This window comes from Intestinibacter sp., assembly GCF_034113885.1.
Classification (GTDB): Bacteria; Bacillota; Clostridia; order Peptostreptococcales; family Peptostreptococcaceae; genus Intestinibacter.
The window spans coordinates 18,997-31,688 of record NZ_JAXEWM010000058.1 but is presented as its reverse complement, the minus strand read 5'-3'; the positions used below and the strand labels follow the sequence as shown (position 1 = coordinate 31,688).

The following is a 12,692-nucleotide window of genomic DNA, read 5'->3' as shown; positions in this document are numbered from 1 at the left end:
CTCCATAGGTATTTCAACTATACCTATTCTAAGACCTGGCATTAAAATCTTTGAGAAACTCTTTATATAAATTACTCTATCGTTATTATCATAGCTCTTTAATGGACGATTATCCTCTGAGTCAAATGGAAAATCACTTATGAAATCATCTTCTAGTATATAAAAATCATACTCCTCTGACAACTCTATTAATTTTCTTTTTTTATAAGCTGAATAAGATATACCTGTTGGGTTTTGAAAATTAGGCATAACATACATCAATTTAGGCTTTATTTTTTCAAGCTTTAGCTTCAAAATTCCTATATCTATACCATCGTCTAGCATAGGTATAGATATTACCTTAGCTCCCCTGCTTTTAAAAACCTCCAATGCACCATTATATGTCGGTTCCTCTACAAATACAACATCTGAATAATTTATAAGCCCTTTGCATACTATATCAATACCCTGTTGCGCCCCTGAGATAATCTGTATATTTTCCTTATCTGTATTTATTTGCCTTTCTCTCAAATACTTGCTAATTTCTTCTCTAAGCTCTTTAGAGCCTTTACCTTCGTCATAGTCAAATATAGTAGATCCATCTCTCTCTAAAGCCATATTTATAGCTTTTTTGTAATCCTCTATAGGAAACATATCTGCAGAAGGATTCCCACTGTCAAAATGTATCAGTCCTTCTCTTTTGACGCTTTTTTTCTTCTTTAATTTCATATTTGAAGCGAAGGTACCACTTCCAACGATTTTATAAACATATCCTTCATTTTCAAGCAATTCATAAACCTTTACTATTGTAGCATTGTTGACTCCCATATAATCCGCTAGTTTACGGATTGGAGGTAACTTTTCATGCTCTTTTATTTCATTGCTTATTATTAATTGCTTTATAAAATTATAAATTTGTAAATATTTACTACTACCTTTATTTAACTCTAATTTATATTTATCCATTTTTTACCCCTATATCTAATATTTTTAAATTTTGTATTCCTATATATTGATGCTAATTTTTTCCTTGTGATATATTTAATATGTATATATTATTATATACTAATTTTTTTAGAAAGGTAAAAAGTTTATGTATTCAGACTATCATATACACTCTAATTTTTCTCCAGATGCCAAGTCATCTATGGAGGAAATGATTTTAAGGGCTATAGATTTAAATTTAAAAGAGATTTGTTTTACAGACCATGTCGACTACGATATAAAATATATGGATCACTTTGTTGTAGATTACGATAAATATTTTGAGAGCTTAAATTACTATATTGAAAAATATAAAGGTAAAATGACTATTAAAAAAGGCATTGAATTTGGTCTTCAAAAGCAATTATTTAAAAAATGTGCAGAGGATGTAAAAAAATATCCATTTGACTTTGTAATATGCTCTGAACACGCTATAAATAGAATGGATTTATATTACAAGGATTTTTTCGAGGATAAAGATGCCTACGAAGCCTACGATATCTACTATAGAGAATTTTTAAATATTGTGAAAAACTTTAAATCCTATAATATATTAGGTCATTTAGACCTAGTAAAAAGATACGGTCCATATGACGAGATTTTAGACGACGACTATTTCATAGATATAATCACAGAGATTTTGAAGCAGGCCATTTACGATGGAAAAGGTATTGAGGTAAACACATCTTGCTTTAAATACAATCTTCCAGATTTGACTCCATCTAGAAAGATTATCAAGCTATATAAGGAGCTAGGCGGCGAAATAATAACTACTGGCTCTGATGGACATCATACTGGATTTTTAGCTTGTAATTTTAAATACATTTACGATTATTTGAAGGAAATAGGCTTTAATTACGTCTGTACCTTCGACAAGATGAAGCCTATATTTAATAAAATATAAGAATGAATCACACCTCCTTAGAATAAATATTAATCATAGGAGGTGATTTTTTTGATAAAAATTCCAAATCTTTTATTAGCTACTATTATTCTATCAATTTCAAATATAATTGTAAGAGGTTTAGGATTTATATATAAAATTTTTTTGTCTAATGTAATTGGAGAACAGGGCCTCGGAATATACCATATAGTATTTAATTTTCTTATGATATGTGTTGCACTTACAACTACAGGAATTCCAACGGCTTTAAGCTGCTTTATATCGACTACAAACACCTTAAAAAACAAAAAGGGAACAAATACATACTTTATATCGACTTTGTACTTAGCTTTTTTCATAGCCTTCTTCATCTCAATATTCGTATCATTAAACAGCAATTTTCTGGCTCAGAAATTTTTGCATAACTCCGAGTTAAATTTATTTATTCTAGCAATATGCCCTGCAGTAGTTTTAATCACTCTGTCGAATGTGCTTAGAAGCTATTTCTACGGTATAAAAAAAGTCGTAGTTCCCGCAGTAGGTCAGGTATTAGAACAGGTATCTAGAATTTTATTTTTAGTGCTAGTTTTTTACTACATAAAAAACGAAGGGCTAATTTGCTACAGCGCTCTTCTCGCTATATCAATAGGTGAAACAGTAAACGTAATATTTATAACGATAAATCTGTACAAAGATTCCAATATCTACAATAAATACACAATTGATATAAAGGACTTTAAAAAAACATCTATCGATACTTTAAAAAGGTCAGTTCCAATAACCTGTAATAGAATGTCTAGTATTTTGTTGCAGTCGATAAGCTCTATTATGATACCCTCTAGGCTAATTCTTTCTAATATGACTTACTCAGAGGCTCTAGGGGCTTATGGTATTATAAGCGGTATGGTTATGCCATTTGTGTATTTGCCGTTTTCTGTTGGATCAGCTCTAGTTGTAAATTTAATTCCAAGTATTTCTGGAGAAGTAGCTTTAAAAAGCAATAAAATTTTAATTAAAAAAATTGTTTTTTCAATAGGGTTAACATTGTTTTTTGGAGTATCATGCTCGTTGATTTTTTACTTTTTCGGAAGCCCACTATGTACCTTAGTATTTAAAAACGAAACTGCTGGTATCTACTTAAAGTCGATGTTTCTAGCGCCTACTTTTTTATCTTTAAATCAAACTCTGTCGGCTATATTACATGGAATTAGAAAGGAATTAATTTCTAGCTTTAATAATATCTTAGGAGCAGTAATTCAATTAATTTGCCTGTATTTTTTACTTCCTATTCCAGACTTAAATATATACGCTTATATCTACGTGGTGACTGCTATAGCTGTATTTACTACTTTATTACATACAATATATCTAATTACTTCATTAAAAAAACTCCACTCTGTAAATTAGATATATTGAAAAAATTTTTTGAGGAGAGATTATATGAGCTTTATAAACGATTATTCATATACAATCAGGCGTTCAAATAAAGATATTTTCTACTTTTACTGTGAAAATGGTCTTTTTTACAAATATTACGATTCTCACAACAATCTTATAAAAAAAATAAATATCCTAGAGGATTATATAAAGGATTTTACGATGTTTAGCTTCTCTATAGATGAAGATGACAATATTTACGGTGTACTTTGCTTTGACAACTTAAAAATAATAAAATGCTGTAAAGATAGCTTCAGCTTTTCTATAGAGGATACTTTAAAATTCGACTTTCAAAAGTTTAGGATGTGCTATCCGTATTTTAAAAAAATAGACAGTACTATTCATATGTTCTATTATGTATATGAAATCCAAGAAAGCAACACCACTGCTTTATTTCATATGTACAAAGAAAATGATACATGGTACGAGCAAAAAATCGACTTTATAAACCACCTCATTTTAAATGAGTATAAAGTTGTATTTATCCGCGATATACCTATTATTTTTTATTTTAATATAATAGATAATTCAGAAGAAATTTTCTGCTGCATATTCAATAATTTAAGCCACACATGGTCTAATCCGATTCAAATTACCGATACCAAAAGAAACAAGCTATATATGGATGTAATCGTAAAGGATAATTTTATACATATAACGTACTGCTACGAAGTCAACAATACATACTGCATAAAATATATAAAAAGCGTCGTAGAAAACAATATATTTAAAATATCCTTGTCAACAGATATCACTAAATACTCTATCTTTATGTACCCATCATTTACTGTAGATGAAGATAAACTATTTTTAATGTGGGTTCATTTAGATAAATTATACACCTGTTATTCTACGAACGACGGATTTTCGTGGAGTGAACCGTTTTTAGACGAAAATAGCATTTATCTAGAATTTCTAAGAAGTAAATTTTTATCTAATTACAAAGAGGATTTATCCTGTAGCGATTCCAGTTTATTTATAACAAATGGAGAAATTTCCTTTTTGGGATTTTAAATTTTTTAAAAAAAGAGGTCTCGATAAAAGACCTCTTAAATTTAATCTAAAATTATTTTCCAAATATTATCTATTGCATCCACAGCCACTGTGACTATTGTTATTTTGATTTGATGACATAGCTTTATCTCCACAAGATGTAAAATCACAAACTCTAGAGAATGTATCTACAACTCTTGGTGTTATAGGAGTAGAAGATCCTAATACAACTATTTGTTCTCCTCTTAATATACTTACTATTTCTTGTACACAAAGAATTAAATCTATACCGCCTGGTATATTTACTGTATAATTTGCATTTCCTTCTACACAATTTTTTTGTACATTTGCATTGCTTACACAGCTTACAGATAATTTTGTTTGATAATTTTGTCTTAAAGTAATTCCCATTCCACTTGATGGTATGCAAATAGGAGCAGCTAAAGTATTAAATCTAAATCCAGCACAGTTGCATTGAACTAAATTTCCTTGAGAATCCATAAATGCTGGTATAGCGCTTATTGTAATTTGTGTACATCCACAATGTCCTCTCAATGTTAAAACTAAATCGCTTACTTCTACTTGTAGTCCTCTTTCTCTGAATTTAGATGGAGTACCTCTTCCTTGAGCACAACAGAATGCATTTCTTTCGCCACATACAAATGATTCAAAAGTAGATTCACATAATGTTTCTTCAGGTTCTACAGGATGTACTGTAAATCCTTCTAAAGTTACATTTCCTGGTGTTATTTCTATTTCTGAAAAATCAAAGCATACTTCATCGATTTTTACTGATACAAATCCCCCTGTTGGAATATTTCCATTTACACTTTCTACATCATATATGAAATACAATTGTGATCCATCTGAAGCGCTTGCATCTTGGAAAATTTGGAATTGCATAGTGTCAAAAACTCTATTAGTTTCTATTGCAAAAGGCACTGCATTAGCAGTATTAAATCTAGATAAATTCAAAGGTGAACAACACTGATCATTTGAACAAGGATTTTTCACACAATCCATACCTGTTTCAAGCTGGCAAGGTTCACATTTGTGATTATGGCAGTCATGATGACAGTCATGTGAATGTGAATTAGATTGTTTGCATGGGTTGTGTTGCTCACATTCTTTTGGACAAGGTTTTGGGCAATTGTTATTAGATTTATTACAACCTCTTGATAAATCATCACACATGTCTTTATCCATAGCTTCTTCATTTGACAAAAATGCATTTGTCATTTGGTTTGCATTCATTCTTCTTTTACTCTTTTTAAGATCTTGCATATTTACGTCCCCCTAATAGTGTATATATATTATATGACTCGTTTTCATATAATATAATAAATAATATGCAAATTTTTTATCTTTTGTTCTCAATAAAACAAATTATCTAACATCGTTTTTAAATTAAAAAAAGCTAGACAATAATGTCTAGCTCAGAGATTTCATAAAAAAAACAAAATCCCAAAACACCGTAGGCCCTGCAAATTCAGTCCCGAGAATCCTCCCAGGTGGGTGACTCGTAAATAGGTTCCAATTTCTTATATAAATATAAGATGCAATCACTCCGCTATCTAACGTATGTCTCCCGTAAAATTTTTGTCGGTTGAATTTAAAGGTAACCACTCGTATGCCTCAGGATTTTCATATACTTATTATATAACAAAACTAAAATAATTTAAAGTCTTTTTCTGTGGTAATTTTAGAAAATTTTTCAAAAGCATTTTTTGACATTTTCTATGTAAATATAATTTAATATTCTATATTTGCTTTACGATTGAAATTCTCAATTATTTAGTCATTCATTTTAGTTATCATCTTCTTCAATATCCTCATAATATTCAGCATCATCGTTATTATATTCATCCTGATCTACGCTCTCTAAATCATCTCCTCTTAAAAGGCTTCCCAATAATTTAATATTATTTGCACTTCCTAAATTTCCGATGTCAGCTAGAGAGCTCAATGAAAATCCACCCTCTTCATCACTTTCAGGTAAAAACAATTCTGCAAATAAATCTATTTTCTTTTTCATATCTATAGCCTTTTCTATAGATTCCTTTCTCTTTTCTGGAAATACCTCTAAGATTTCTTTAATCATCATGTTTTTTTTGTCCTCTTCATCCATACTTCTGAAGAATTCGCTTTCGTCCTCCTTCTCTAGTATATCCACATCGTTTAATTTTTTTATTCCTTTGACTAAATCTAATATGCTCTCCATTTTTATAAGCATTTTTCGTTCATCTGGAGACATGTATTTTTTAGTCCTAGTGATTATTTCCATTCCTCTATCTAAATCCTCTTCGCTCAAGTCCATCAGCTTTATACCTTTTTTTACATCTTCTATATTGTAATTTAAAGTACTTTTTTGGCTTTGAAGCTTAGATTTTGAATTTTTCTTTATCTTTTTTATCTTTCTTATTTTTTTACCCTTTGTATTAGATAAATCACTTTTTTGCTCCATGTCATTTCCAGTTTTTCTTTTTGAAGCCGATTTTTTGTTTTCTTTCTTATCTATCAATAAACTATTATCCGATGAATTCATATCTTTACCGCCGAACAAAGATATATTTCCATTGCTTAGAGCCAAAAGTCCAAGTATTAACAATAAATTGTTCAATAGGAGTCACCCCTTTTGTAATAGGTATAATCACTATAATATCTTCACATATATTTAAAATATGATTATTCAATTATTAATGTTCCTAATTAACATCTATATCTAATATTATGTTTTAAATTATTTATATATTATATTTTATTGACATCTATAATTTATTCTCACTTTTTGACATATAATTCATATAATATCAATATATTAAATTTTCTTAGAAATATAGTATTAACTCTTGTAAATAAAATCATATAAATTATATACAAGTATTTATTTACAGATTTCAGAAAGGAGTTATCTATGAAAAAATCCAATAAGAAGGTCGATAAAATCGACAAAGATACATTAGAAAATTTCGCAAAAGAAAAAAATATAGATAAGAATAAAATAGAAAATATAGCTAACAGCTATCAAGGAAAATCTGAAGACGAACTTTTAGAAGAGCTTATAAAGCTTGGTAAGAATCTAAAAGGCAAGGAGGAGGTAGTATCTAAATTTAAAAATTTCCTAGATCCCGCTCAGCAACAGAAATTAGATTCTATAATGTCTAAAATCTCAGATGCAGAAATTCAAGATAAAATAAACTCTAAAAAATCAAAACATAAAAATTCGAATACTAAACACAATTCATCTACTGAATCCTCCAATAAAAAAACTATAAAAAAGGTTAAAAAAGTCAAAAAAAATAAACCACAAATATAAAGCTAAATGCTCTTTCATATGTATTTAAAAAGGTATTGAAATTACCATAAAGTAGCTTCAATACCTTTATTTTTATATTAAATCTAATCTAGTTGTTTATGTATACCTGCAATTATAGTATCCTTTATTTTATGACCTTCAGCTAATAGCTCTTTACAGCCTTGGCTGTATTTATCGTGAAGCTCTTTATTTTCAAGCCCCATTAAATTAACTTTTACATTTAATATAGCTCCTTCTAATCCTGTACATAGCATCAAAGTTCCAACGCCTATATCAGTTATAGCATTTTGATTTCCATTTTCCACTAAGAAATCTAGTATTTTTAAAGCTTCTAAAGAAAGTGATGCTGTTTTATATGGCACTTCTATTGAAAATACTGTGGCATCCTCCATAGCTTTAGCTCTTAAAGCCTTTTCTTCTTCTGTTTCCTTTGGCATTTTTAATGCCTTCATAAATTCATTGAATGATTCAGTATCTTTATCTACTAATGTAGATAATTCTGCTCTTATTTCCCCTAATTTATCAAATCTAGATTTAAATTCCGCCTTAGTAGCATCGTCTAACGCTTCAAATTTTTTCTTTCCAAAGCTTAGATGAGCCATCATACGAGCAAGACCTACTCCTATATCACTAGCAAGTGCTGACACAGAACCTCCACCTGGTGCTGGAGAATTTGAATCTACTTCATTTGCAAAATCTGTTACAGTCATATCTATTAATTTCATATTTTTATTTCTCCCTTGTATAAAAATTTATTTTTATTATTTATTATAAACTACAACCTTATTATCTACTACTAGTTTTCCATCCTTATAAACTCGTTTAGTATGGTTTATTCCAAAATGGTACATCAAGTACTCTACATTTGGTGCATCGAATACTACAAAATCAGCTTTTTTGCCAGCTTCTAGTGAACCTACTTCATCAGCTCTATCTACTGCATAAGCTGCATTTATTGTGACTGCGGTTAAGACCTCATTAGGAGTCATCTTAAGATGTAGACATCCTAATTGCATTACAAGCTGTAGGTTTTCACTCGGACAGCTTCCTGGGTTGTAGTCACTTGATAGACTGACTATTGCACCCATATCTATCATTTTTCTGCAATCTGCATAATTTTTATTTAAATTAAAAGAAGTGGCAGGTAGTATATTTGCTACGACCTTGTTTTCAGCCATCATTTCAATACCTTTATCGCTAGTTGCCATAAGGTGATCTGCTGATACACAACCTAATTTAGCTGCTAATTCTGCACCACCTAGTGATTCTATTTCGTCAGCGTGAATTTTTAATTTGTATCCCATTTCCTTCGCCTTTTGAAGTATATACTCGCTTTCTTCTATAGTGAATACACCTTCTTCACAGAATACATCGCAAAACTCCGCTAAACCTATGTCCTTTATCTTAGGCATCATTTCATCGACTAATATATCTATATAAGGCTTGTGGTCTTCCTTATATTCTACAGGAACTGCATGAGCCCCTAAAAAAGTATGCACTAAATCGACCGGATGATTTTCATCTAGCATTTTACCTACTTCTAGTTGTTTTATTTCAGTTTCTAATTCTAATCCATAGCCACTTTTTTCTTCTACTGTTGTAACGCCTAATTCTAGCATTCTATCTAAGCTCTTTTTAGCTTTTTCGTATAAAGCTTCTTTAGATGCTTCCTTTGTAGATTTTACAGTGCTTAAAATTCCACCACCGTTATTTAAAATTTCGATGTATGGAACTCCATTTAACTTCATAGAGAATTCATTTTCTCTAGAACCTCCGTGAATTAAATGAGTATGTGAATCTATAAGTCCAGGAGTCACTAAAAGTCCCTCTGCATCATCGACTTTAGTATTTTCACCTACTAAATTTTCAAATTCGCTTCCAACACCTACCTCTAGTACTTTTCCATCCTTTACTGCTATGTATGCATTTTCAATTATTTCTATATTGTTCATCTCTTCCTTTATTCTAAAGGAAGAGCTCCCCTTCATTGTAACTAGCTTTCCAATATTTTTTAAAATAAAATCAGCCTTCATCATACTCTCCTTATTCCATTAAACTAGTTTCTAATACTTTGTCAAGTGTAAAATCTTCAAGTCCCAAATAATAAGCTGCAACATCCACTAGTGCCTCCATTGGGCATAATCCTACGACTTCACTTCCAGTTACATTTACACCGTATCTTCTAGCCTCCATTTTTACTGCTTCGAAAGCTCTGTACATACTAGTCTTAGTGTAGTCTGTCAAGTTCATTGTAACTTGAGTCATATTTCTCTCTGGAACTTCAACTGGACCTGCTTTTATATATCTATATCCACCGTTTGAGTGTCTAATTGTCTTAGCTATTTTTGAAGCTATTTCTATATTTGTAGTGTCTAGATTTATGTTATAAGCTATTAGAGGTCTTCTAGCTCCTATAGCTATTGCACCTGCTGTAGGATGTTTCTTAGCTTGACCGTAATCTGGCATCCAGTTAGGATCCTTTAACTTTTCATCTAGACCTTCGTATTCGCCTTTTCTAACTGTCGCTAAATTTTCTCTATCAGGCTTAGTAGCAGCACATTCATATAAGAATACTGGTATTTCGTATTCCTTTGCCACCATTTCGCCAAGTTCATTTGCAACCTTCACAGCATCGTCCATATCCATTCCCTTTATAGGTATAAATGGGCATACATCAGTTGCTCCAAATCTAGAATGTTGACCCTTGTGAGTATTCATATCTATTACATCTCTTGCCACACCTATTGCTTCAAATACTGCATTTTTAACCTTTTCTGGTTCTCCTATCACTGTAACTACTAGTCTATTGTAATTTTTATCAGCTTCGTAATTTAATAATTTTACGCCTTCTTTTCCTCTCAAAGGATTTACTATTTTTTCTATTTTGTCTAAGTCTCTACCTTCACTAAAATTTGGTACACATTGAACTATTGCCACTACCTTTTCCTCCTTGAATTTCGTCTAAATATTTTATCTAGCCCAACAAGCTGTGCTCATCAGGCTAGAATTTTATAGTTAATTTATATGAGTTAGCTATTTACAAATTTATATATTTTTATACAAATTGTTTATCGTCAACTGTTTTTTCTATTAGATCTTCGTCAACTAAGAATGGTAATGTTATATGGTCTTTACCTTCACACATCTTGTTGTATTCGATTACTGTATCTATAGAATTTTCATTTCTAGCCCAAGCACGTCTTGCAACACCACTCATAACATCCCAAGGCATAGCAGTTCTAAGTATGTCGTCTACTCTTTGAGATCCATCTAGAACCATTCCAAATCCACCGTTTATAGATTTACCAATTCCAACTCCTCCACCATTGTGAAGTGCTACTAAGCTCATACCTCTCGCACAGTTTCCAGCGAAGCAGTGAGTCGCCATATCTGCCATTATGTTACTTCCATCTTTTATATTAGAAGTTTCTCTAAACGGCGAATCTGTACCAGATACGTCGTGGTGGTCTCTACCCATCATAACTGGTCCTATTTCTCCACGTCTTACCATGTCGTTGAATTTAAGAGCTATATTAGTTCTTCCCATGGCATCTTGATATAGTATTCTAGCTTGAGTTCCTACTACTAAATTGTTCTTTTCAGCGTCTCTAATCCATATCCAGTTGTCTCTATCTTGATATCTTCTATCTGGATCTATGCATTCCATAGCTGCGTGGTCTGTTTTTATTAAATCTTCACGTTTTCCACTTAGACAAACCCATCTAAATGGTCCGTATCCAAAGTCAAATAATTGTGGTCCTAATATATCTTCAACATAAGACGGGAATATAAATCCATCTTTTTCATCTACTCCATTTTTAGAAATTTCTTTTCCACCTGCATCGTATACAGCCTTCATAAAGCTATTTCCATAGTCGAAGAAGTATACACCTTTGTCGTGTAGAGTTTTTATTAATTCAAAATGTTTTAATAAAGTCTTATTTACAAGCTCTACGAATTTTTCCTTGTCATGAGCAAGAAGCTCTGTTCTCTCTTCAAAGCTTATTCCTTGTGGACAGTAACCACCGTCGTAAGGAGCATGACAAGAAGTTTGGTCTGATAATAAATCTATATGTATATCGTTATCCACAGCATATTGAAGTAAATCTACTATATTTCCATGGAAGGCTATAGCACAAGCTTCACCCTTTTCAAGTTCAACCTTAGCTAGGTCAAATGCTTCCTTTGGACTTTCTGTAACCTTGCTAACCCATCCTTGAGTATATCTAGTTTCTATTCTTGAGTAGTCTACCTCTGCTATTATTCCTACTCCACCTGCTATTTCTACAGCCTTACCTTGAGCACCACTCATTCCACCAAGACCTGAAGTCACGAATAATTTTCCTTTTAAGTTTCCTTCTTTAGGTATACCTAATTTTAATCTACCTGCATTTAGTATAGTTGAATATGTTCCATGAACTATACCTTGTGGTCCTATATACATCCAACCACCTGCAGTCATTTGTCCGTAGTTTGCAACACCTATTGCAGTCGCTCTCTTCCATTCCTCTTGGTTGTCAAACATGCCTATCATTAGAGAGTTTGTAAGTATTACTCTAGGTGCATCTGGTTTAGATTTGAAAAGCCCCACTGGATGTCCTGAATGAAGTACTAGAGTTTGATCTTGATTTAATACTTCTAAGTATTTTTTTGTAAGTTGGTATTGCATCCAGTTTTGGAAAACTTGTCCTGTTTCGCCGTATGTAACTAATTCATAAGGATATAAAGCTACATCAAAGTCAAGGTTGTTATCTATCATTACTTGGAAGGCTTTACCTTCTACACAATTTCCCTTATATTCATCAATTGGTTTTCCGTAGATTTTACCTCCTGGTCTAAATCTATATCCATAAATTCTTCCATAAGTCAATAATTCATCTAAAAACTCTGGAGCTAACATTTCATGGTATTCTTCTGGTATATATCTTAAAGCATTTTTAAGAGCTAATTTTATATCTGCATTTGTTAATTTTGATTCACGCTTTGGAGCTCTTCTTATATGTTCTTCAAATGCTGGTATTTTATCTGGTATCACATCAAGCTTTATAGTCAATGCATCGTTTATTTGTTGGTTTCTATTACTCAATTCAAATTCCCCCT

General features: G+C 31.3%; 10 protein-coding genes, 1 other RNA gene and 1 pseudogene. 4 read left to right on the top strand and 8 right to left on the bottom strand.

All coding sequences use genetic code 11. From position 1 onward, the window contains the following. Positions 1–945 (bottom strand): aminotransferase-like domain-containing protein (locus SPD90_RS03750; protein ID WP_320924343.1); only part of this gene is annotated, 945 nt, incomplete at its 3' end. 127 nt (positions 946–1,072) lie between these two features. On the opposite strand from SPD90_RS03750, the gene SPD90_RS03745 reads away from it, so the two are divergent. Genes SPD90_RS03745 through SPD90_RS03735 form a run of 3 tightly spaced genes read left to right on the top strand, consistent with a single transcriptional unit; the run spans position 1,073 to position 4,297 of the window. Next, positions 1,073–1,867: a histidinol-phosphatase HisJ family protein gene (locus tag SPD90_RS03745; protein WP_320624328.1), complete on the top strand. Its 795-nt coding sequence runs from the start codon at positions 1,073–1,075 to the stop codon at positions 1,865–1,867. Positions 1,868–1,921: 54 nt separating this feature from the next. Further along, the gene (locus SPD90_RS03740) at positions 1,922–3,253 is read left to right on the top strand and encodes a polysaccharide biosynthesis protein (RefSeq protein ID WP_320924345.1); all 1,332 of its coding nucleotides are present in this window, start codon (positions 1,922–1,924) and stop codon (positions 3,251–3,253) included. A gap of 33 nt (positions 3,254–3,286) precedes the next feature. Beyond that, complete coding sequence (locus SPD90_RS03735; protein ID WP_320624330.1) at positions 3,287–4,297, top strand: hypothetical protein; 1,011 nt, start codon at positions 3,287–3,289, stop codon at positions 4,295–4,297. Positions 4,298–4,363: 66 nt separating this feature from the next. Here the strand turns inward: SPD90_RS03735 and SPD90_RS03730 are convergent, their stop codons facing one another. The 3 genes and pseudogenes from SPD90_RS03730 to SPD90_RS03720 all read right to left on the bottom strand — a co-directional run. Next, positions 4,364–5,560 carry a hypothetical protein gene (locus SPD90_RS03730; protein ID WP_320624331.1) on the bottom strand — a complete coding sequence of 399 codons (1,197 nt, stop codon included), beginning with the start codon at positions 5,558–5,560 and terminating at the stop codon, positions 4,364–4,366. A gap of 173 nt (positions 5,561–5,733) precedes the next feature. Further along, a non-coding RNA gene (ssrS, locus tag SPD90_RS03725) (6S RNA) lies at positions 5,734–5,921 on the bottom strand. Between the two features lie 171 nt (positions 5,922–6,092). Continuing rightward, positions 6,093–6,740: pseudogene (locus SPD90_RS03720) on the bottom strand (hypothetical protein); the annotation flags it as partial. Positions 6,741–7,190: 450 nt separating this feature from the next. Between SPD90_RS03720 and SPD90_RS03715 the strand changes: the two are divergent. Further along, positions 7,191–7,592, top strand: a complete 402-nt coding sequence (locus tag SPD90_RS03715; protein ID WP_320624332.1) for a hypothetical protein — start codon at positions 7,191–7,193, stop codon at positions 7,590–7,592. An 83-nt stretch (positions 7,593–7,675) separates the two neighbouring features. On the opposite strand, the gene SPD90_RS03710 is transcribed toward SPD90_RS03715, so the two are convergent. The 4 genes from SPD90_RS03710 to SPD90_RS03695 form a co-directional block, all read right to left on the bottom strand. Beyond that, entirely contained in the window at positions 7,676–8,317 is a 642-nt protein-coding gene (locus tag SPD90_RS03710; RefSeq protein ID WP_320624333.1) for a cyclodeaminase/cyclohydrolase family protein, read from the bottom strand. 36 nt (positions 8,318–8,353) lie between these two features. After that, entirely contained in the window at positions 8,354–9,625 is a 1,272-nt protein-coding gene (hutI, locus tag SPD90_RS03705) for an imidazolonepropionase (RefSeq protein ID WP_320924342.1), read from the bottom strand. 10 nt (positions 9,626–9,635) lie between these two features. Further along, positions 9,636–10,529, bottom strand: coding sequence for a glutamate formimidoyltransferase (gene ftcD, locus SPD90_RS03700; RefSeq protein WP_320624335.1), 894 nt, complete (start codon positions 10,527–10,529; stop codon positions 9,636–9,638). A gap of 118 nt (positions 10,530–10,647) precedes the next feature. Continuing rightward, on the bottom strand, positions 10,648–12,678 hold the full coding sequence (locus SPD90_RS03695) for a urocanate hydratase (protein WP_320924341.1): 2,031 nt from the start codon (positions 12,676–12,678) through the stop codon (positions 10,648–10,650). Positions 12,679–12,692 lie beyond the last annotated feature (14 nt).

Bases quoted from the DNA above. Each gene is read 5' to 3' on its own strand.
- SPD90_RS03745 (WP_320624328.1), top strand. From the start codon at position 1,073: ATGTATTCAGACTATCATATACACTCTAATTTTTCTCCAGATGCCAAG.
- SPD90_RS03735 (WP_320624330.1), top strand. From the start codon at position 3,287: ATGAGCTTTATAAACGATTATTCATATACAATCAGGCGTTCAAATAAA.
- SPD90_RS03730 (WP_320624331.1), bottom strand. From the start codon at position 5,560: ATGCAAGATCTTAAAAAGAGTAAAAGAAGAATGAATGCAAACCAAATG.
- SPD90_RS03715 (WP_320624332.1), top strand. From the start codon at position 7,191: ATGAAAAAATCCAATAAGAAGGTCGATAAAATCGACAAAGATACATTA.
- SPD90_RS03710 (WP_320624333.1), bottom strand. From the start codon at position 8,317: ATGAAATTAATAGATATGACTGTAACAGATTTTGCAAATGAAGTAGAT.
- hutI (WP_320924342.1), bottom strand. From the start codon at position 9,625: ATGAAGGCTGATTTTATTTTAAAAAATATTGGAAAGCTAGTTACAATG.